The 20,351-nt window shown below is 71.9% G+C and carries 18 protein-coding genes; 7 read left to right on the top strand and 11 right to left on the bottom strand.

Annotation, left to right across the window (positions count from 1 at the left end; all coding sequences use genetic code 11):
- Positions 1–40: 40 nt before the first annotated feature.
- Together IF46_RS0115690 and IF46_RS0115685 are read right to left on the bottom strand one after the other, a co-directional pair.
- Positions 41–919, bottom strand: coding sequence for a lytic transglycosylase domain-containing protein (locus IF46_RS0115690; protein ID WP_030489084.1), 879 nt, complete (start codon positions 917–919; stop codon positions 41–43).
- A 33-nt stretch (positions 920–952) separates the two neighbouring features.
- A complete protein-coding gene (locus IF46_RS0115685) occupies positions 953–2,356 on the bottom strand; it encodes a DedA family protein (protein ID WP_030489083.1) in 1,404 nt (467 codons plus the stop codon).
- A 133-nt stretch (positions 2,357–2,489) separates the two neighbouring features.
- On the opposite strand from IF46_RS0115685, the gene typA reads away from it, so the two are divergent.
- The 3 genes from typA (at position 2,490) to IF46_RS0115670 (ending at position 6,066) form a co-directional block, all read left to right on the top strand.
- A complete protein-coding gene (gene typA, locus IF46_RS0115680; protein ID WP_030489082.1) occupies positions 2,490–4,355 on the top strand; it encodes a translational GTPase TypA in 1,866 nt (621 codons plus the stop codon).
- A gap of 116 nt (positions 4,356–4,471) precedes the next feature.
- Positions 4,472–5,323: a serine hydrolase gene (locus IF46_RS0115675; protein ID WP_030489081.1), complete on the top strand. Its 852-nt coding sequence runs from the start codon at positions 4,472–4,474 to the stop codon at positions 5,321–5,323.
- A gap of 50 nt (positions 5,324–5,373) precedes the next feature.
- Positions 5,374–6,066, top strand: coding sequence for a lysoplasmalogenase (locus IF46_RS0115670; protein ID WP_030489080.1), 693 nt, complete (start codon positions 5,374–5,376; stop codon positions 6,064–6,066).
- On the opposite strand, the gene IF46_RS0115665 is transcribed toward IF46_RS0115670, so the two are convergent.
- The gene (locus IF46_RS0115665) at positions 6,035–6,832 is read right to left on the bottom strand and encodes a tyrosine-protein phosphatase (RefSeq protein ID WP_030489079.1); all 798 of its coding nucleotides are present in this window, start codon (positions 6,830–6,832) and stop codon (positions 6,035–6,037) included. The two genes, IF46_RS0115670 and IF46_RS0115665, sit on opposite strands and share 32 nt — an antisense overlap.
- Positions 6,833–6,875: 43 nt before the next feature.
- On the opposite strand from IF46_RS0115665, the gene IF46_RS0115660 reads away from it, so the two are divergent.
- Positions 6,876–7,973, top strand: a complete 1,098-nt coding sequence (locus IF46_RS0115660) for a mandelate racemase/muconate lactonizing enzyme family protein (protein ID WP_030489078.1) — start codon at positions 6,876–6,878, stop codon at positions 7,971–7,973.
- Positions 7,974–8,032: 59 nt separating this feature from the next.
- A complete protein-coding gene (locus IF46_RS0115655; RefSeq protein ID WP_030489077.1) occupies positions 8,033–8,956 on the top strand; it encodes an NlpC/P60 family protein in 924 nt (307 codons plus the stop codon).
- A gap of 37 nt (positions 8,957–8,993) precedes the next feature.
- On the opposite strand, the gene IF46_RS0115650 is transcribed toward IF46_RS0115655, so the two are convergent.
- The 3 genes from IF46_RS0115650 to pnuC form a co-directional block, all read right to left on the bottom strand.
- The gene (locus tag IF46_RS0115650) at positions 8,994–9,992 is read right to left on the bottom strand and encodes a TerC family protein (RefSeq protein WP_030489076.1); all 999 of its coding nucleotides are present in this window, start codon (positions 9,990–9,992) and stop codon (positions 8,994–8,996) included.
- 313 nt (positions 9,993–10,305) lie between these two features.
- A complete protein-coding gene (locus tag IF46_RS0115645; RefSeq protein WP_232234052.1) occupies positions 10,306–11,430 on the bottom strand; it encodes an AAA family ATPase in 1,125 nt (374 codons plus the stop codon).
- Positions 11,427–12,083, bottom strand: coding sequence for a nicotinamide riboside transporter PnuC (pnuC, locus tag IF46_RS0115640; protein ID WP_030489074.1), 657 nt, complete (start codon positions 12,081–12,083; stop codon positions 11,427–11,429). Before pnuC ends, IF46_RS0115645 begins: the two co-directional genes overlap by 4 nt.
- Positions 12,084–12,165: 82 nt before the next feature.
- Between pnuC and IF46_RS0115635 the strand changes: the two genes are divergently transcribed.
- Positions 12,166–12,459, top strand: a complete 294-nt coding sequence (locus IF46_RS0115635) for an antibiotic biosynthesis monooxygenase family protein (RefSeq protein ID WP_030489073.1) — start codon at positions 12,166–12,168, stop codon at positions 12,457–12,459.
- Between the two features lie 136 nt (positions 12,460–12,595).
- Here IF46_RS0115635 and IF46_RS0115630 read toward each other — a convergent pair whose 3' ends face one another.
- The 4 genes from IF46_RS0115630 to uvrB form a co-directional block, all read right to left on the bottom strand.
- The gene (locus IF46_RS0115630; RefSeq protein ID WP_030489072.1) at positions 12,596–13,453 is read right to left on the bottom strand and encodes a helix-turn-helix domain-containing protein; all 858 of its coding nucleotides are present in this window, start codon (positions 13,451–13,453) and stop codon (positions 12,596–12,598) included.
- A 326-nt stretch (positions 13,454–13,779) separates the two neighbouring features.
- On the bottom strand, positions 13,780–14,148 hold the full coding sequence (locus tag IF46_RS0115625; RefSeq protein ID WP_030489071.1) for a VOC family protein: 369 nt from the start codon (positions 14,146–14,148) through the stop codon (positions 13,780–13,782).
- Between the two features lie 79 nt (positions 14,149–14,227).
- A complete protein-coding gene (locus IF46_RS0115620) occupies positions 14,228–15,121 on the bottom strand; it encodes a helix-turn-helix domain-containing protein (RefSeq protein WP_232234051.1) in 894 nt (297 codons plus the stop codon).
- A gap of 82 nt (positions 15,122–15,203) precedes the next feature.
- Positions 15,204–17,309, bottom strand: coding sequence for an excinuclease ABC subunit UvrB (gene uvrB, locus IF46_RS0115615; RefSeq protein WP_030489069.1), 2,106 nt, complete (start codon positions 17,307–17,309; stop codon positions 15,204–15,206).
- Positions 17,310–17,608: 299 nt separating this feature from the next.
- On the opposite strand from uvrB, the gene IF46_RS0115610 reads away from it, so the two are divergent.
- Entirely contained in the window at positions 17,609–19,117 is a 1,509-nt protein-coding gene (locus IF46_RS0115610; RefSeq protein ID WP_198041447.1) for a hypothetical protein, read from the top strand.
- 9 nt (positions 19,118–19,126) lie between these two features.
- Here the strand turns inward: IF46_RS0115610 and coaE are convergent, their stop codons facing one another.
- Positions 19,127–20,308 (bottom strand): dephospho-CoA kinase, encoded by a 1,182-nt coding sequence (gene coaE / locus IF46_RS0115605; RefSeq protein ID WP_030489067.1) that lies wholly within the window; start codon positions 20,306–20,308, stop codon positions 19,127–19,129.
- Between the last annotated feature and the right edge of the window lie 43 nt (positions 20,309–20,351).

Here is a 20,351-nt window from a genome sequence, read left to right as displayed (position 1 = left end):
GCGACGGGGCCGGGACGAATCCGTCCCGGCCCCGTCGAGGTCAGTACCCCAGGCAGACGCACTCGGTCATCAGCGCCCGCACGTTGCGCACGTACGACGGGTTGGGGATGGCCAGGGGCTTGCCCTCCTGCGCCACTGCACCGTGCCCGAAGTTGTACGCGGCGATGACCGCGTTGAGCAGGCAGGAGTTCAGCTCGCTGGTGCACAGTGCCGGGTCGAGACGGTAGTCGGCCTCGAAGTACATGTCGCCGATGTACTTCGTCGCCCAGGCCAGGTAGGTGGCGCCGAGGTAGGCGTTGTCCTGGTAGACGTCGATCTGATAGCTCTTCTCGAACCGCTGGTTCATCCAGGTCGCGGTGTCCGGCATCACCTGCAGCAGCCCGACCCCGCCGTCGCAGGCGTAGATGTTGGACTGCCAGCCGCTCTCCTGCCAGGCGGTCGCCTTGAGCAGGGTGAGCGGGATCTTGATGTCCGGTGCCGAGACCGGCCAGTAAATGCGGCCGGCCGCGTCGGTCAGCGCCGCCTTCACCTGGGCCCGGGTCGCCTGGGTGCCCTTGTAGCTGGGGCAGACGGCGGGGGGCGGCGGCTTGCGGACCGGTGGGGGCACCCGGGTCTCGGTGGGCGGCCGGGGCACCCTGCGCGGCCTCGGCGCCACGGCCGGCCGGTCCGGCTTCGCCAGCACCTTCGCGGCCGGCGGCGCGCTGCTGCTCAGCGCGGGGCTCGGCGCGGTGACCCGGGCCGCCGACGTCGGCTCCTCGGTGGGCTCGTCGGGCAGAGCGGCCACCGGCGTCTCGGTGACCGCGACCGGGGCGGTCAGGCCCTGCGGGCTCTGCTCCTTGGGGGTGCAGCCACCCAGCGTGCCCGCCACGATGAACCCGGCGAGCACCGCTGCGCCCAGCCGATCGGTCCGTCGAACCATGCCGTTGCCTCCCGATGTGATGGTCGCCGCACCCTAACAAGGTTCGACCGGTCGGCGGTGCCCCTGCGACGGCGGCCGGGCTTGCTCCACCGGAGGCTGACGATTGCCCACCGCCCGGTCCCGGGTGGCCCAGGCGACCATGAACACCACCGTCCAGAGCACCCCGAGCAGCACCGCCGCAGCGGTTCCGCTCGCCGTGTCCAGAGCGAGGTAGAGCCGCGCGCCGCCGATCCCGAGCACCGCCGCCGCGGCGAAGGTCCAAGCGGCCACCGCCACCGGCCAGCGGGCGCTGCGCGACACCAGCCAGGCCAGGGTGCAGAAGCTCGCCGCGACCACGGCGTTCTGGGTCGACAAAGGGGCCACCTCACCACCGTCCGGGCCGGTCAGCTCGGCCACCACGGCCAGCACCACCAGCGGCACGAACGCGCCCACCGTGCCCACCACACTGAGCAGATCCGCCCGCCAGGGTCGGTTGCGCCACGCCACCACCGCGGCTACCAGCGCCACCAACAGGATCAACACCGACCCGCGCATCACCGACACCACGACAAGCGTGGCGTCGGCGGCACCCGAGGTACGCCGGGCGGCGAACCACCCGGCGATGGCGCCATCAAGCACGGCCAGGCCACTGTTGCGGACCGCCACGGCGAGCAGACCGGCGATGGCGAGCCCGGCGGCGAAGAGCAGCAGAAGCCCGGCGGCCAGATTGAGCAGCAGCGTCCAGGCCGGGCCGATCCGCATGGCGACCAGGAAGAACAGCACCCCGTAGCGGGCGGTGAGCCACCGTACCGGGGGCAGCGCGCCCGCCCGGGACAGCAGCGCGCGCACCGGGTCGGGGTTACGACCCAGCCATCGGCCGACGAGCACCACGCCCACCAGACCGGTCAGCAGCAGGAGCGCCACCCCGGTGGCCCGGCCGAGCAGCCGGGAAACCGTGTCGTACGACTCACCGGCGAGGTGACCGAGCAGCACCGAACCGCCCACCCAGGTCATCACCCCGGCCAGGTTCCACAGGGCGAACCGCCGGTACGGCATGCCGGCCGCGCCGGCCAACCGGGGGACCAGGGTGCGGGCGAAGGCCACCCACCGGGCGGCGAACACGCCCCGTCCACCGAGGCGGGCGAGCATGGCGTCGGCCCGACCCCACCGCCCGGGCCCGACCCGGTGACCCAGCCTGGCGCGCAGCCGAGGCCCGTACCGCCGCCCGGCGCGAAAGGCCAGCCCATCGCCGGATACCGCCGCCACGATCATCACGAGCAGCGCCGGCCCGAGCCGCAAGGTACCGTTGTAGGTGAGGAAGCCGACGAGCAGCAGGGTAGCCTCACCCGGCACGAGCAGGCCGAAGATCACCGCGGTCTCGCCCGCCACGATCAGCGCGGCGACCAGGTAGATCCACACGGTGGGCAGACCCTGCACCCAGGTCAGCAGGTCGTGCACTCAGGCCCCCGGGACACGGGAGCCAGCATGCCAGCCGGGAGAACCACCGGCACAGCGGTTTCACCATAGATCAGGGGCACCTGGGGGTGACCCCGACGCAGCCTGCGCGAGCGCAGGCGGAAGGATAGAGGGTATGCAGCTTCGCACCGACCTCCGCAACGTCGCAATCATCGCTCACGTCGACCACGGCAAGACCACCCTGGTCGACGCCATGTTGCGGCAGGCCGGGGCGTACGGCGCCCGGGGCGAGAACACCGAGCGGGTGATGGACTCGGGTGACCTGGAGCGGGAAAAGGGCATCACGATCCTGGCCAAGAACACCGGCGTGCGTTACCTGCCGGCGGACGGCTCCGACCCGGTCACCATCAACATCATCGACACCCCTGGCCACGCCGACTTCGGTGGCGAGGTGGAGCGCGGCCTCACCATGGTCGACGGTGTGGTGCTGCTCGTCGACGCCAGCGAGGGCCCGCTGCCGCAGACCCGCTTCGTGCTGCGCAAGGCGCTGCGGGCCCGGATGCCGATCATCCTGGTGATCAACAAGGTGGACCGCCCGGACGCCCGGATCAAGGAGGTCGTGGACGACACCTACGAGCTCTTCCTCGACCTGGACGCCGACGAGGAGCAGATCGACTTCCCGATCGTCTACGCCTGCGCCCGCGACGGCATCGCCTCGCTGACCCAGCCCGCCGACGGCTCGGTGCCTGACGACAGCACCTCCCTGGAGCCGCTGTTCCGCACCCTGCTGGACACCATCCCGGCACCGGCGTACGAGGACGGCGCGCCGTTGCAGGCGCACGTCACCAACCTCGACGCCTCGCCGTTCCTCGGCCGGCTGGCGCTGTGCCGGGTCCGCCAGGGCACCATCGCCAAGGGCCAGACGGTGGCCTGGTGCCGCACCGACGGCAGCACCCAGCGGGTCCGCATCTCCGAGATGCTGATGACCGAGGGTCTGGAGCGGAAGCCGGCCGAGACCGCCGGCCCCGGCGACATCATCGCCGTCGCCGGCATCCCGGAGATCATGATCGGTGAGACGCTGGCCGACGCGGAGAACCCCGTCGCGCTGCCGCTGATCACGGTCGACGAGCCGGCCATCTCGATGACCATCGGCACCAACACCTCGCCGCTGGTCGGCCGGGTCAAGGGCGCCAAGGTCACCGCCCGGATGGTGAAGGACCGGCTCGACAAGGAGCTGATCGGCAACGTGTCGCTGCGGGTCCTGCCCACCGAGCGACCGGACGCCTGGGAGGTGCAGGGCCGTGGTGAGCTGGCGCTGGCCATCCTGGTCGAGCAGATGCGCCGGGAGAGCTACGAGCTGACCGTCGGCAAGCCGCAGGTGGTCACCAAGGTGATCGACGGCAAGACCTGCGAGCCGGTCGAGCGGCTGACCATCGACTCCCCCGAGGAGTACCTGGGCGCGATCACGCAGCTCCTGGCGACCCGTAAGGGCCGGATGGAGCAGCTGGTCAACCACGGCACCGGTTGGATCCGGATGGAGTGGCTGGTTCCGGCGCGTGGCCTGATCGGCTTCCGCACCGAGTTCCTCACCGACACCCGGGGCACCGGCATCCTGCACCACGTCTTCGAGTCCTACGAGCCGTGGTTCGGCGAGCTGCGTACCCGTAACAACGGCTCGCTGGTCGCCGACCGGGCCGGCGCGGTCACCGCCTTCGCGATGATCAACCTGCAGGAGCGCGGTCAGCTCTTCGTCGAGCCGACCACCGAGGTGTACGAGGGCATGATCGTCGGCGAGAACTCCCGCTCCGACGACATGGACGTCAACATCACCAAGGAGAAGAAGCTCACCAACATGCGGGCGTCGACCTCCGACGAGACCGAGAAGCTGGTCCCGCCGCGCAAGCTCTCCCTGGAGCAGGCACTGGAGTTCTGCCGCGAGGACGAGTGCGTCGAGGTCACCCCGGCCACGGTGCGCATCCGCAAGGTGGTGCTCGACCAGCAGCTGCGCGGCCGGGCCGCCGCCCGCCGCAAGCACGCCTGACCCCACCAGCACCCCGACGACGGGCGCGTCGGCCGCATGCGGCCGGCGCGCCCGCCCGCTTTTCCCGCGACGGGTACGCGAGCCCCACCCACCCTTGATCCGCTACGGTCACCGGCATGACCTGGGATGATCTCGACGCCCACCTGGACCGGATGCCCGGCACCGTCTCGGCGTACGTGGGGCGGCTCGACGCGGCACCGACCTGGACCCGCCACGCGGACGCCACCCACTACGCCGCGAGCACCATGAAGGTGGCGGTGCTCGCCGCGCTGCACCGCGCCGCCGAAGCCGGCACCCTGGAGCTGGACGCCCCGGTCCCGGTCGTCAACGAATTCGACTCCGCCCAACCGGGCGCACCCCGGTTCGCCTGCGCGCGGCCCTACGACAACGACGACGTGGTCTGGGACCGGCTCGGTGCCACGGCGTCGTTGCGCTGGCTGGCCGACCGGATGATCGTGCGCTCCAGCAACCTCGCCACCAACATCGTTCTCGGGCACGTCGGGCTGCCCGCGGTCGCCGAGGTCTGGGCGCTCGCCGGCACCCGCAACAGCGTCACCGGCCGCGGCATCGAGGACTTCGCCGCCCGCGAGGCCGGCATCACCAACACCGTGACCGCCGCCGACCTGGCCGCCCTGCTCGACGCCCTGGCGACCGGGGCCAGCACCCCTGGCCGGCTCGCCTCGCCGGCCGCCTGCACCGCCATGCTGGACGTCCTGCTGGCCCAGGAGCACCGCGAGGACCTAGCCGCCGGCCTGCCCGAGGGCACCCGCATCGCGCTCAAGAACGGTTGGGTACGGGGCGTACGCCACGGCGCCGGCGTGGTGCTGCCCGACGACGCCCCGCCGTACCTGATCGCCGTCTGCACCACCACCGACCTGGCTGACGGCGACGACCAGGTGGAGGACGACGCCTGCCTGCTGCTCGCACACATCTCGGCGCAGGTCTGGGCTGCCCGCCACAGGCTCTGACCGGACCGACTGCGGCTACGCTGCTCGCACCCCCACCCCGGAGCCGCCCGATGCCTCGCAGTCGCACCGTGCTGATCGCCTTCCTCGTCGTCACGGCGGCGAATTTGCTGGCCAACGCCCTCGGCGGTGACCTGGTCTTCCGCCTCACCAAGCCGCTGCTGATGCCGCTGCTGGCCGCGTACCTCTGGCGGGCCAGCGCCGAACGCGCGGCCCGACCGGACCGGCTGCTGCTCGCCGGGCTGGCCTTCGCCACCGGCGGCGACATCGCCCTGATGATCGACGGCACCGGCTGGTTCCTCGCCGGCATGGCCTGCTTCCTCGGCACACACCTCTGCTACCTCGCGGCGTTCACCCGACACGGCGCCGCGACCGCGCTGCGCCGTGCGCCGCTGGTCGCCGTCCCCCTGGGGTACGCGGTGCTGACCGTCGCCGCCCTGACCTGGATGTGGGCGGGGCTGACCGACGTCGGGCTGGCCGCGCCGGTGGCCGGGTACGCGCTCGCGCTGGCCGCCATGGCCAGCACCGCCACCACCCAGGGCTGGCGCGTCGGTCTCGGCGCCGCGCTGTTCCTCGGCTCCGACCTGTTGATCGCCGCCGGGGTGGCCGGGGTGGCCCAGCCACCCGGAGCGCCGGTGCTGGTCATGGCGACCTACGCCGCCGGCCAGGCCCTGATCGTTCTCGGCCGCGCCGGCACACCCACCGGCGCACTTGTCACTCCAGCAGCTGCGCCCGCAGTGCCCTGAGATCGGCGTCGGTGAGCCCCAGCCCGTCCCGCAGGTACGCGTCGAACGAGCCGTGCACCCGACGTACCTCGTCGTAACCGGCGTCGAGGTACTCGGCGCGGACCTCCAGCACCGGCAGCACCGCGTCGACGTCCAGCTCGGGTTTCCGCCGGCGCATCGCCTCGATGATCACCGCCCGCAGGCTGTCGGTCAGCTCGTTGTTGCGCAGGTAGTCGGCGCGGATCGCCGCCTCGTCCACCCCGAGCGCCGTCAACAGGATGACGGTGAGCCAACCGGTGCGGTCCTTGCCGGCGGAGCAGTGGTAGAGCAGCGGCAGGTTCTCCGCCTGGGCTGCCAGCCGCACCGACTCGGCGAACCCGACCCGCGCCGACTCGCCCGTGACGAACCAGCGGTAGATCGCCGCCATCGCCCCCGCCGTGCCCTGCCGGGCCAACTCCGCGTACGCGTCCAGGTCGTGACCGAGCAGCACCGCCGAGACGTACGTGAAGACCGGGTGCTCCGGGTCGTGCACCGGAAGGCGCACCACCCGTGGCTCACCGGCGAACCGGTCCGCCGGGGCGACCGCGATCTCCGAGCCGTCCCGCAGGTCGACCACGCACGCCGGCCCCAACTTCGCGAGCACCGGCAGGTCCTCGTCGGTCAGCCGACCCAGCGCCGGAGTACGGATCAGCTGGCCGACGCGCACCCGCCGCCCGTCCGCGCCGACGAGCCCGCCCAGGTCACGCGCGTTCGGTGCACCCACCAGCTCCCAGTCCTGCCCGGTCATCCGGTCTCTCCTCCCGCCGTGAGCCTGCGTATAGGGTGCCTGAATGACGATCTCGGCGGTACGCACCCACCGGGTTTCCGCCCCCCTACACACCCCGTTTGTCACCGCGCTGCGCCGTACCACCACAGTGGACACCCTGATCGTCGAACTCGTCGACAGCGACGGCCGGTCCGGCTTCGGCGAGGCACCCCAGGTCTGGCAGGTCACCGGCGCGTCGGTCGCCGGCTCGCAGGCGTGCGTCCACGAGTTGCTCGGCCCACAGCTGGTCGGCCGCGACCCGGACGACCTGGTGGCCCGGTGCGCCGAGGTACAGCGCGCGGTGGTCGGCAACGAGGCCGCGAAGGCGGCGGTGGACGTCGCCCTGCACGACCTCGCCGCCCAACGGCTGGGCGTACCTCTGGTGCGGTTGCTCGGGGGCACCACGCTGCGGGTTCCGACGGACGTCACGCTGGCGGCGGGCGACGCGGTGGACCTGGCGGCGGCGGCACGGCAGCGGCGGGCCGACGGCTTCGGCGTGCTCAAGTTGAAGGTCGGCACGGACGCGGCCGGCGACCTGGACCGGGTACGCGCGGTGCGGGCGGCCGTCGGCCCCGGCACCCGGATCCGGCTGGACGCCAACCAGGGCTGGACGCCCCGGGAGGCGGTCCGGGTGATCCGCGGCATCGAGGACGCCGGGCTCGACGTGGAGTTGGTGGAGCAGCCGGTGATCCGCTGGGACCTGGACGGGCTGGCCTGGGTCAGCGACCGGGTGTCCGTGCCGATCCTGGCGGACGAGGCGGTCTTCGGGGTCCGTGACCTGGTGGAGGTGATCCGCCGCCGGGCCGCCGACCTGGTCAACGTCAAGCTGGCCAAGTGTGGCGGGCTACACCCGGCCCGCACCCTGCTCGACCTGGCCACCGCCCACGGGCTCGGCACGGTGGTCGGCTCGATGATGGAGAGCCAGGTCGGCATCGGGGCGGCGGCGAGCCTGGTCGCCGCGTACGGCACCACCGCGGTCAGCGACCTGGACGCCGCCTGGTGGCTGGCCTGGTCACCAGTGCAGGGCGGCGTACGCTACAACGGGGCAACCGTGGTGCTGCCGAACGCCCCTGGCCTGGGCATATCCGGCCTGGATGAAGTAAAGATGCAACCTCGCGGTTGATGATCGTTGGTTTCTTTCATAGGGTTCCGGTGGACAGCCGACACGATCTGGGGGTTGACGTGGAGCTGCAACCGGGCCGCGAGGCCGTCGTCAGGGTCGCGGTGGCAACGCTGTGGACCTCCCCCGAGGCAGTCCGCCCGGTCGACCGCCCGGCGTTGACCGCAGGTGCCGACATCCGGGCCTGGGTCTCGGCAATGGACACCGACCAGCAGGTCGGCGACTGCGTGCTGAGCCAACTCCTGCTCGGTGAGCGGGTCCTCGTCAGCGAGCTACGCCCGGACGGCTGGGCCCGGGTCGTCGCCGTCGAACAACCAGCCGCCAAGCTGGACCCCCGCGGCTACCCGGGCTGGCTCCCCACGGACCAACTGGCCACGGTCGACCCGGCCCACCCCACCACCGACCACCCAGTGGTGGTGGACGCCACGGTCACCGGGCTGCACACCGCCCCGAACGGGCCGGTGGCGCTGCCCGGTGTCGTCGTCGGCACCCGGTTCGTCCCGGCCGGCCCCGCGCTCGACGACTGGCGGCCGGTGCACGTCCCCGGCCGGGCCACCCCGCTCTGGCTGCCCGACGGCCACCTGGTCCCGGCGCCGGCCGCGTCGCCAACCGCCGAGCAGGCACTCGCGGTGGCACAGCGCCTGCTGGACGTGGTCTACATCTGGGGCGGCCTCTCCGCGCACGGCATCGACTGCTCGGGGCTGGTGCATCTGGCCTGGCGGCGGTTCGGGGTGCTGCTGCCCCGCGACGCCGATGACCAGGCCGTGGCCACCACCCCACTGCCGTTGGGCGCGGAACGACCGGGTGATCTCTACTTCTTCGCCCGCCCCGGCCGCAAGATCCACCACATCGGCATCGTCACCGCCACCCCCGGCGACGGCGGCCAGCGCCGGATGCTGCACGCCTGCTACCGGCGGCGGCGCGTCATCGAGGAGCAACTGCCGGACGACCGGACAGCGACACTGGTCGGCGCGCACCGGGTCTGACCGGCCGGGCGCGTGTCCGCACCCGGCCGGCGACCGGTCAGCGTCGGGCGTCGGCCAACTCGCGACGCCGGTCCCGGGAGGACTTGATCAGGCTGGCGGCGGTGGCGATGCCCAGGGTGCCGATGATGACCAGCAACGACAACCAGATCGGGATGTGCGGCGCCCAGCCCACGTGCTCGCCACCGTTGATGAACGGCAGGTTGTTGTCGGCCAACGCCTCCAGCACCAGCTTGACCCCGATGAAGCCGAGCACGACCGCCAGGCCGTAGCTCAGGTAGATCAGCCGGTCGAGCAGGCCACCGAGCAGGAAGTAGAGCTGACGAAGGCCCATCAGCGCGAAGACGTTCGCGGTGAAGACCAGGTACGGCTCCTGGGTGATGCCGAAGATCGCCGGGATCGAGTCCAGTGCGAAGATCAGGTCGGTGGTGCCGATCGCGATCATCACGATCAGCATCGGGGTGAACAGCCGCCGGCCGGACGCGTGAGTGGTGAGCTTCGCGCCGTCGTATTCCTTCGAGATCGGCAGCGCCTTACGGCTCCACCGGATCAGCACGTTCTCGGAGAACTCGTCCTCGTCCGGCTCACCCTGCCGGGCCAGGTTCACCGCGGTGTAGATCAGGAACGCGCCGAAGATGTAGAAGACCCAGGAGAACTGCGTGATCAGCGCCGCACCGGCGGCGATGAACCCGCCGCGCATCACAAGTGCCAGCACTATGCCGACGAGCAGTACCTTCTGCTGGTACTGCCGAGGCACCCCGAAGCGGGCCATGATGATCACGAAGACGAAGAGGTTGTCCACCGAGAGGCTGTATTCCGTCAGCCAGCCGGTGTAGAACTGGCCAGCCGCGCTGGCCCCGGAGGTCAGCCAGACACCCGCGCCGAAGAGCAGGGCAAGACCGACGTAGAAGGCGACCCAGAGGCTCGACTCCCGCACACTCGGCTCGTGCGGTCGCCGACCGATGATCAACAGGTCAACGAGCAGGACCGCAGTCAGTGCGACAAGCGTCCCCGCCCACACCAATCCGGACACGTCCAACGTTCATTCCTCCGGCAGACACGCGGCGTCGGGCACACCGTACGCCCCCGGAAGGGCCGGTGTGCCGCTGTCGCTCACTCTGGTGACTGTCGGAGGTCTCTTCCGCCGCCGCCCCGGCAAGGGCGGCGACCTACGGGGCCGGGTCGGGACGCCAATGTTGCGGCGATCGACCGTGCTGACGACTCCGTTGCGGGGGAATACTCCCCTCCTCGGTGACCATTGTTGCCCACCACGCCCCGTGATCACACCCCGGGCAGCCGGTGGTACCGGACACGTGCTCGGCGGGTCACCCTCGCTAGGGTTTCCTAGGAGGCTAGTGCAGATCGGGTGCGGCGATCGGGTCGGTGAGCGACCAGCCGGCGGCGAGCAGGTCGTCGCAGGCCCGCACCGCCCGGGCCAGTCGCTCGGTGTGCGACCCGGTCAGCTCCACCACCGGCACCCCGCACCCGGCCAGCTCGCCGCGGAACCGCTCGGTCATCCAGGCCCGCAGGTGCTCGCCGTCGCGCAGCCCGTCATCGGTGAACGGCACATCCCGGTGATCCGTCAGCAGATACAGCGCCGGCCGGCGAGCCGCCGCCCGCACCTGCTCCGAGGCGCTGCCCAGGTAGCGCTCCTCCCACACCGCCGTCGCCCGCGCGTCGGTGTCGCAGATCAGCAGCGGCCCGCTCGTCCGGGCCGCCGCGTCCTCGGCCGCCTGCTGCTCGCGGACCACCGCGCGGAAGTCGTCGGAGTCCCAGGTGACGTCGAAGACGGTCGCCTCCGGCGTGCGCTCGCGCAACCGGGCCAGCTTGCGCGCGGTCAACTCCCGGCCGTACTCCGGCACCCAGGATGTGCCGTAGTGCTCGGCCAGCGCCGCCGCCATCGTGGTGGTGCCGGTCGACTCGGCCCCGACCACCACCACGCGCCGAACGAACCACGCCCGCACCGGCGGGCTCAGCCACCGCCAGTGCCCCGCCGGGTCCGCACGCACGGCCGTCCCGGAGACCGGCACGGTCCGCCGGTCCGGATCCACCGACACCGGTACGGCGTCGAAGCGCCGCGCCAACTCAGCGCCGTACGCCTCGGACGAGAAGACCGCGTCCACCGGCCCCGGCCCGACCGCCGCACGGAACACCGCGCAGTGCGCGTCCCAGGCGGCCGGATCGGCATAGTCGACCGGGTGGTCGTCGTACCGGCCGACGAATCGGACCCACGGCGTGTCCGCGTGCACCTCCCGCAGCCAGTCCAGCCGTAGCGAAAGCGGGATGGACTCCCGGCTCGACGGCGCCACCACCACGGTCACCTCAGCGCAGCGGGCGGCGGCGGCCACGACCAGCGCGTGGTGCCCGGCGTGCGGCGGGTAGAACTTGCCCACCACCATCCCGTGCCCGAACTCCGCAGCGGCCGAGCGCGACGGCACCCGTGGTGCCGGCGGACGGCCGGACGCCTCGGCGCTCACGCGGTGACCGGGGCCGGGCCGGGCGGAACCACTCGCGGCCGGTCGGCCCGACGCAGATCGGCCCGCCAGGCGCGCAGACCGAGTACGCACAGGGCGAGGAAGACCAGGTAGAGCAGAGCGGTCAGGTGCAGCCCCTTGTACGCGTACAACGGGATGTAGATCAGGTCGGCGGCGATCCAGAGCCACCAACTCTCCACCCGCTTGCGGGTCTGCCCGTACGTGGCCAGCAGGGACAGCGCCGTGGTCAGCGCGTCCGGCAGCGGCACGGTCGAGTCGGTGGCCCGGTCCAACAGCACCCAGAGCGCGCCGGTCAGCAGCACCCCGACGACGGCCAGCGCCAGCCACTCCCGTCGGCCCGTCCGGCTCACCGTGAGCCGGCTTCGCCGCTCGCCACCGAAGAGCCAGTGCCACCAGCCGTAGCAGCCCAACGCGACGTAGACGACCTGGAGCCCCGCGTCGGCGTACAGCCCGGCCGTCCAGAACAGCAGCATGAGCAGCAGCACGTTGGCGATGCCGATCGGCCAGTTGGCGATCTTCTGCCGGGCCACCAGCCAGACGTTGAGCACGCCTGTCGCGAACCCCAGCAGCTCCGCCCACGTGGTGCCCGTACCGGCCACTCGAAACGCGGTGCCGGTGAGCCAATCAATGATCACGAGGCCACCCTAGGGGCGTCGCCGACGCCGGAACAGACCCCGCGCCACCGCTGGCCCCGAGCGCCGTGGGAGGCTGTCCGACATGGTGCTTGAGGTCGCGCTGATCGACGTACTACCCGGACACGAGGACGCGTTCGCCGCCGCGTACGCCGAGGGTCACCCGGTGCTCGCCGGGGCGACCGGCTGCCGGTCCGTGCGGATGACCCGAGGAATCGAGTCGCCGACCCGCTTCGTGCTGCTCGTCGAATGGGACTCGGTCGAGGCGCACGAGGACAACTTCCGGGCCACCGAACGGTTCGATAAGTGGCGGGCGCTGATCGGGCCACACTTCGCCGGACCGCCCGTGGTCGAACACTTCCTCGACGTACCGGCCTGAGCCGAGCTGCCTGTCGTACCCGGCGGTTATCGTGCCGTGCGCACGCGCCGGCCGCCGGTCCCGACGGGCTCGGGGGCGCCGGGCCCGGTGGCCGCGCGGCGCGTCACCATCGGCGTCGTCGCCGCAGGCGTGGCCCTCACCCGCCGACGCGGCGGGCCAGCACGGTGACCGTCTCCTCCGCTGACAGCGCGGCGGCCAGCAGCGCCTCGGTCATCCGCTCGTAGCGGTCGACGTCGAGCACGGTGGCCAACCGCACGTCGGTGGTCAACGCCTCGAGCATCACCGTGCGTGGGTCCGCCGGGTCGGGAAAGGCATAGCAGGAGTACGGCGTGAGCGGATGCACCCCGCCGCCGGCCGCCCCGCGGGGCAGCAGTCGCACCGTGACGTGCGACAGCCCCGTCACGGCGACCAGATGCCGCAGCTGTTCCCGCCAGAGGGCCACCGGCAGGTCACCCGGGTCGCAGACGGCCTCGGCGAGCAGCGCCGTGTAGCGCGGCGGATAGGCCCGCCGCAGCACCTCCTGCCGCAGCGCCCGGGCGCGCACCTCGGCCTCGACATCGACCTCCGGTGTGAGCTGGGCGCCGGCCGTGACCAGCACCCGGGCGTACGCGGGTGTCTGGAGCAGCCCCGGCACGACCGAAGGTTGGTACTCGACGATGTCGGCGGCGCCCGCCTCCAACTCGGCGTAGGTGCGCTGCCGTTCACTCATCTCGCCAAGCGTCTTCCACCAGCCTCGGCTGGTCGCCGCGTCCCGGGCGATGACGATCAACGCGTCCCGGGTGGGCGTCGGCACCTTGTAGATGTCCAGCAGGTCGAGCACGTCGGCGAGATCCGGACGACTCTGGCCCAGCTCGATGCGGGACAGCTTCGACGTCGAGGCCCAGCCCAACCGGTCGCAGACCTGCTCCAGGGTCAGCGACTCACGCCGACGGAGCTGGCGCAGCTCTGCGCCGAGACGTGCACGTCGAATGACAGGACTTGTTGGCAGCGGCATCCCGGCCTCCCCACCGAGGGAGACTACGCAGGACGGTCACCCAGTGCAATAGCTCGCTCGCGCACCGCAATCAGGGCATTCGGTGCTGCCGGCCGGTCGGACCGGCTCGTGCCTGCCGTTTCCACACGTCGAGGGCGGTTGTCCTGGGCCATGTTGTCCCGCTGGCGTCGCTCTGGAGCTGATGTCGTAGACGATTCGGCGTCCGACGGTCGGCGAGGCGCGCCGATCTTGCAGTTTCTGCCCCCGCGAAAGGGGCGGCCCCTGACGTAGGGCGACAGTATGTGCAAGATCGGCGAGGGCCGGGCTTCCGGACCGGCAAGGCGGGTTCAGGGGCGGTAGGTGCCGAAGGCCCAGACGATGCCGGCCAGGTCGCGGGCGGCGTAGTCACGGGAGCCGTAGTCGGTGTCGAACGGCTCACGGGTGATCTCGGCGCCGGCCGCGCGGGCCTGGGCGCAGTGGGCGTCGACGTCCGGCACCGCCACGTAGACCGACCAGTCCTCGGCGGCCGGCCGCGGCGTCACGTCGGCACGACCGCCGATCATGATCATGCCGGTGTCGAGCACGAGTTCGGCGTGCGCGACCGTGCCGTCCGGCGCATCGTGCACGGCATGCACCTGGAAGCCGAAGGCCGAGCAGAGCCAGTCGATCGCCGAACGGGGATTGGGGTAACGGAGGATCGGATAGACGGTTCGCATGAACGGATTCTGCTACCGGCGGCCCGCTCTCGGATTGGACGAATGTGACCTCGGCGGGTCGCCCCTCGACCAGGCGGCGTCAGTCGGCCACCGCCGACCAGGCGGCGTCAGTCGGCGACCGGGAGGCGAGCAGCGCGGCCGGAGTTGCTCCCGAGAACTGGCGGAAGTCGCGGATCAGGTGGGACTGGTCGTAGTAGCCGCAACCAGCCGCAACCGCTGCCCAGTCGACGGCCTCGGACGGACCAGCGCCGGCCGCCGGCCGGCCATCCGGACCGCCCTGCGCGAGGGTCGCGCCATTGTCGGTCAGCGTCGCGTACGCCCGCTGGAAACGCAGCAGCCGGGCGGCCATCTTGGGTGGCAATCCGACCTCCTGCCGGAACCGCGACGCGAGGTGCCGCCGGCTCCAACCCAGCTCGTCGGCCAGCACACCGACGCTGCCCCGCCCACCGCTGGCGACGAGCCACCGCCACGCCCAGTCGAGCCGCGAGTCCACCGGCGGGGACGCCGACAGACGGGCGGCGAGCACCCGGTCGAGCAGGGCGAAGCGCTGCGGCCAGCCGGGAGCCTCGGCGAGCTGGCCGCGCAGCCGGTGCAGCCAACGGCCCGGAAGCTGCCCGACACCGACGGCCCGATTGGTCAGCTCGCTCAACGGCAGGCCGAGGAGCCGGCGAGCGGTCAACGGGGCGAGCAGCAGCTCGACGCCCTCCCCCACACCCACGGTGCGGGTGGTGCACCAACCGTCGAAGGTGCCGGCCACGAACGAGTCGACCATGGTCACGCCGCGCTCCACGCTGCGCGGGTCGGTCACGTCCAGTGGAGCGCCCCAACCCAGGATCAGCACCACGAAGACGCCTGCCGACTCGCGTCGGACCAGTGGCACGTCCGCCCGTTCCCGGTAGCCCACATACCTGTCGACGAACGGACGCAGGCTGATGTCGGGCAGCCCGAGGACCAGCTCGCCGATCGGTGCCACCGCCGTCACCCTCGCCCGCCCTTCGCCTGCCCCGGCCGCCCTCGCCTGCGCGGTGCGCTAGTCGGGGTCGACCGGGTGTGCGTCACTTCACGCCGGCGGCGTCCATGCCGCGCAGCTCCTTCTTCAGATCGGAGACCTCGTCGCGGATCCGGGCCGCCAGCTCGAACTGCAGCTCGCGGGCAGCGGCCAACATCTGGTCGTTGAGCTCCTGGATGAGCTGGGCGAGATCGGCGCGGGCCATCCCCTCCCGCGAGGTGGTGGTGGCGGACCGGCTGCGGCTGCGGGTCTCCTTGACCGGCGCCTTGCCTCGAGAGAGCTGACGCACCGCGCCGCCGACCCGGGAATTCTCGGTGTCCTCCGCCTCGCGGTAGATGTCGTCCAGGATGTCGTGGATCTTCTTACGCAGGGGCTCCGGGCTGATGCCGTGCGCCTCGTTGTGCGCGATCTGCTTGGCCCGACGCCGATCGGTCTCGTCGATCGCCGCCGCCATCGACGGGGTGATCTTGTCGGCGTACATGTGCACCTGGCCGGAGACGTTACGGGCAGCCCGCCCGATGGTCTGGATCAACGACCGGCCGCTGCGCAGGAAGCCCTCCTTGTCGGCGTCGAGGATCGCCACCAACGACACCTCGGGCAGGTCCAGACCTTCGCGGAGCAGGTTGATGCCGACGAGCACGTCGTAGTCGCCCTTGCGCAGCTCACGCAGCAACTCCACCCGCCGCAGGGTGTCGACCTCCGAGTGCAGGTAGCGCACCCGGATGCCATTCTCCAGGAGGTAGTCGGAGAGGTCCTCGGCCATCTTCTTGGTCAACGTGGTGACCAGCACCCGCTCGTCCCGGTCGGTCCGCAGCTTGATCTCGTGCATCAGGTCGTCGATCTGGCCCTTGGTCGGCTTGATCACCACCTGCGGGTCGACCAGACCGGTGGGTCGGATGACCTGCTCGACGAACTCGCCCTGAGCCTGCTCCATCTCCCACGTGCCGGGGGTCGCCGAGAGGTAGACCATCTGGCCGACCCGCTCCAGGAACTCATCGAAGCGCAGCGGCCGGTTGTCGGCCGCGCTGGGCAGCCGGAAGCCGTGGTCGATGAGCATCCGCTTGCGCGACGCGTCGCCCTCGTACATGCCGCCGATCTGCGGAATGGTCACGTGCGACTCGTCGACCACCGTGAGGAAGTCGTCGGGGAAGTAGTCGAGCAGGGCGTGCGGCGGGCTGCCGGGCAGCCGCCCGTCCATGTGCATCGAGTAGTTCTCGATGCCGGAGCAGAAGCCCACCTGCCGCATCATCTCGATGTCGTAGGTGGTGCGCATCCGCAGCCGCTGCGCCTCCAGCAGCTTGCCCTGCCGCTCCAACTCGGCGAGCCGCTCGGCCAGCTCCACCTCGATGTCCCGGATGGCCCGCTCCATCCGCTCCGGACCGGCCGCGTAGTGCGTGGCCGGGAAGATCACCAACTGGTCGACCTCGCGCACCACGTCACCGGTCAACGGGTTGAGGTAGTAGAGCTTTTCCACCTCGTCACCGAACAGCTCGATCCGGATCGCCAGCTCCTCGTACGCCGGGATGATCTCCAGGGTGTCCCCGCGGACCCGGAAGGTGCCCCGCTGGAAGGCCATGTCGTTGCGGGTGTACTGGATGTCGACCAGCCGGCGCAGCAACTGGTCGCGGTCGAGCTCCTGACCGATCTGCACCTTCACCGCCCGGTTGAGGTATTCCTCCGGGGTGCCCAGGCCGTAGATCGCCGAGACGGTCGCCACCACGATCACGTCGCGGCGGGTGAGCAGCGACATCGTCGCCGAGTGCCGCAGCCGCTCGACCTCCTCGTTGATCGAGGAGTCCTTCTCGATGTAGGTGTCGGTCTGCGGGATGTATGCCTCGGGCTGGTAGTAGTCGTAGTACGACACGAAGTATTCGACAGCGTTGTGCGGCAGCAGCTCGCTGAACTCCTTGGCCAACTGCGCACAGAGCGTCTTGTTCGGGGCGAGCACCAGGGTCGGGCGCTGCAGCCGCTCGATCAGCCACGCGGTGGTGGCGCTCTTGCCGGTGCCGGTCGCGCCGAGCAGCACGGTGTTGCGGTCGCCGCGCCGAACCCGACGCTCAAGATCGTCGATGGCCGCCGGCTGGTCGCCGGCCGGCTGGAAATCACTGACGACCTGGAAGCGGCTGTCCAGCCGGGGAATGTCGAGCGCCATGCCATCAACCGTACGCCGGAGGTCCGACAGGTTCGGCCGTCACGCCAGGTACGTGATCGGCTTCAATATTCCCATTGTGTGGCCCATGTCACCGGGACTACCCTCTTCATGTAGGCCGCTCGCGGCGGCCGACCGAGCCGGTAGCCAGGCCGTCATCACGGCCGGCCGCCCTCGGCACTGCGGTCGCAGCACCCGGCTCGTCCGGCGTGCGCACCCGTGTGGTCGCGCTCGAGGCGCAGACCGGCCGCCGCGAGCGCCCCTGCTCGTCACCCCGGCGCCTCCCCGCCCGTTTCATCTCCGTGGACACCTCTCTGACCCCGGCGCCCGACACCGCCGCCGACACCCCCGAAGCCGCCAGCCCGGCCCCGGTCGGGCGTCGTCGGCGTACGGTGCTGCTGTTGCTCGCCCTGACGGCGGTGACGTCCGCGACGGCGTTGGTGCTCGGGCTGTTGAGCTGGGCGCCCGACCCGCCGCCCGAGCCGGCCCGGTCGCTGACCGTTACGGAGGGTGAGCGGCTGGCCGCCGTACGGGTCACCAACCTGCGCGACGTACGCGCCGGCGTACGCGTCACGGCCGGCACCGGCGCTGACCGGATCGAGTTGGTGGGCTGGGTGGACTGGTCCCGGTCGCTGCTCTACCTCGACGTGGGTGGGCCGGGCGCGGGTGCCGAGCGTGGGCTGTTGCAGAAGGGTGGTCCGGTGCTGGTGATCCGGCCCGACCCGGCGGCGGTGCCCACCCCCGCCGCACCACCACTGGTGCCACCGGCGGACCGGTGGCGCCTGCACCGCCTGGCACCCGGGGCACACCTGGCACCGGTGCTCGACCTGCTTATCGATCTCGCCGCCGACCGTTCGGACCCGATCCAGACGGCACCGAGCAGCGGTACGCGTTGGGTCGCCCGGGAGACCGTGCCGGCCGGCCCGTTGGACGTCATCCAGGCACCACTGCCCACCAGCACGCAACCCGCCGCCAACACGGCTTCCGGCACGCCGAGCGCCGCCACGGCCGCGCCGGACGGCCCGACCCGGTACTGGCTCGACCAGGATGCCCGGCTGCACAAGCTGGTGACCCTGCTGCCCGACGCCGGCCCGGTCACGATGATCTTCAACCGGGCGGATCGGCCGACACTGCGGCCGGTGGACGCACTCGGCGGTCGACCCGGTCTGCCCCGCGCGCTTACCGACGCCGAGCAGCGTCGGCTGGACCGGCTGCCGACCCGGCTACGCGCCCAGGGCGGTGCCACGGTGACGCTGACCGCCCCACTGGGCACAGACACGAATCTGCGGGGCACCGGCTGGCTGAGCTGGACCGCGCGCACCGCGTACCTCGCGGTTGCCGATCTTGGCGTACCGGATCGCCGGACCCTGCTGCGGCGCGACACCGCCGGTCTGGCCCGGGCGGACCTGCCGACGGCCGCCGCTGGCGGCGGCACCGCGGAGGCGCCGGCCCGGCCGCCGCTGCCGCCACCGGCCGTGACGTGGCGGGTCACCCGACCCGGCGGGGACGACCTGAGCCTGCTTGTCGACACCGCGGTAGCCGCCGGGTCGGTCGGGCACCGCGGCGCGGCCGTGCGGCTACGCGAGGACGTCGCCGCCGGACGGACCGTGGACGTCATCGAGTCGGGGCCGGCCGACGCGCGGCTGCGCTACTGGATCGACCGCGACGGGTCGCTGCGCCGACTGGAGTTGCGGACCGACGCCGGCGCGTGGGCACACCTGGATCTCCACCCCGCCGTCGTGCCCCGGCTGGCCGCCAACCCTCGGTCTTCAGCGCCTCGGTCCTCAGCGCCTCGGCCCGGTGCGCGCTGAGCCGTACCCTCAGGGGTGCCAGGCGGTCTGCGCGGCCCACTGCTCGGCCCGCAGGTACTCCTCGTCGAACCACGGGTTGCGGGCCGTACCGGAATCGCCGGCCTCCGGCGCCGCGTCGACCAGGTCCCGCTTGAGCATCAGGTACGTGGCCCGCTGGTCCGGGTCGGCACGCAGGTGGTCGCGCATCAGCAGCGCGTACCGCCAACCCGGCGAATCCGCCACCCGCACATGTAGCCGAACCGGGCGGGCCGGGTCCGCGCTGCCGTGCAGCCGCTTCTCCCACCGACCCCGGCCGGCCGGACGGGGGTCGTCCCACCACTGCCCCGGCACCCGGGGGAACCCGGCACCCGCCAACCGATCGGCGAGCGGCCCGTCAGCCTCGGCGAGGCTGGAGACCGCCACCTGCACATCGAGGACGTTCTGAGCGGCGAGGCCAGGCACCGCCGTCGAGCCGATGTGATCGATCCGCAGGGCGTCCGAGCCGAGCGCGTGCTGGATCCGGGCGGCCACCCGCGCGTACTGCTCCGGCCAACTCGCGTCGGCCCCCACCAGCTCGGCCCGGCTCGGCGGGACCACCCGCCGCTGGCGCAGGTTGTCCTCGTAGGGCACCAGCCGCTGCCTCCAGAGCGCGTCGACAGCGTCGTGCAGCGCCGCCAGACTCCCGTCATTGGTCAGCACCACGTCCGCCGCCGCCCGACGACGGGCGTCGTCGGCCTGGGCGGCGATCCTGCGCTCGGCCTCCGCGCGACTCATCCCCCGGTCGCGCGCCAGCCGCGCCAGTCGGGTCGGCACGGCCGTCTGCACCACGACCACCAGGTGGTACGTCGGCGCGAGACCCACCTCGACCAGCAGCGGTACGTCGTTGACGACGATCGCGTCGGGTGCTGCCGCGGCTGCCAGTTCCGCCGTGCGGGCCCGGACCCGGGGGTGGGTGATCGCCTCCAGCCGACGGCGGGCGGCCTCATCGGCGAACACCACCGCCCCCAGTGCGGCACGGTCCAACGCGCCGTCGGCGTCCACCACCGCGTCGGAGAAGGCGGCAACGATCTCGGCCAGCCCGTCGGTGCCCGGCGCCACCACCTCCCGGGCCACCTGGTCGGCGTCGATGAGCACCGCACCCCGCTGGACGAACCGCGCGGCCACCGCGCTCTTGCCCGACCCAATCCCGCCGGTCAACCCCACCCTCAGCACCAGAACAGTCAACCGGATCCACAAGCCCGTCGCCAAACCCACT

Source organism: Micromonospora chokoriensis (genome assembly GCF_000718555.1).
GTDB lineage: Bacteria > Actinomycetota > Actinomycetes > Mycobacteriales > Micromonosporaceae > Micromonospora > Micromonospora chokoriensis_B.
The sequence above is the reverse complement of the archived record's forward strand: the minus strand, read 5'-3'. Positions and strand labels throughout refer to the sequence as shown.

Bases quoted from the DNA above. Each gene is read 5' to 3' on its own strand.
- IF46_RS0115690 (WP_030489084.1), bottom strand. From the start codon at position 919: ATGGTTCGACGGACCGATCGGCTGGGCGCAGCGGTGCTCGCCGGGTTC.
- typA (WP_030489082.1), top strand. From the start codon at position 2,490: ATGCAGCTTCGCACCGACCTCCGCAACGTCGCAATCATCGCTCACGTC.
- IF46_RS0115675 (WP_030489081.1), top strand. From the start codon at position 4,472: ATGACCTGGGATGATCTCGACGCCCACCTGGACCGGATGCCCGGCACC.
- IF46_RS0115670 (WP_030489080.1), top strand. From the start codon at position 5,374: ATGCCTCGCAGTCGCACCGTGCTGATCGCCTTCCTCGTCGTCACGGCG.
- IF46_RS0115665 (WP_030489079.1), bottom strand. From the start codon at position 6,832: ATGACCGGGCAGGACTGGGAGCTGGTGGGTGCACCGAACGCGCGTGAC.
- IF46_RS0115660 (WP_030489078.1), top strand. From the start codon at position 6,876: ATGACGATCTCGGCGGTACGCACCCACCGGGTTTCCGCCCCCCTACAC.
- IF46_RS0115635 (WP_030489073.1), top strand. From the start codon at position 12,166: ATGGTGCTTGAGGTCGCGCTGATCGACGTACTACCCGGACACGAGGAC.
- IF46_RS0115630 (WP_030489072.1), bottom strand. From the start codon at position 13,453: ATGCCGCTGCCAACAAGTCCTGTCATTCGACGTGCACGTCTCGGCGCA.
- IF46_RS0115625 (WP_030489071.1), bottom strand. From the start codon at position 14,148: ATGCGAACCGTCTATCCGATCCTCCGTTACCCCAATCCCCGTTCGGCG.
- uvrB (WP_030489069.1), bottom strand. From the start codon at position 17,309: ATGGCGCTCGACATTCCCCGGCTGGACAGCCGCTTCCAGGTCGTCAGT.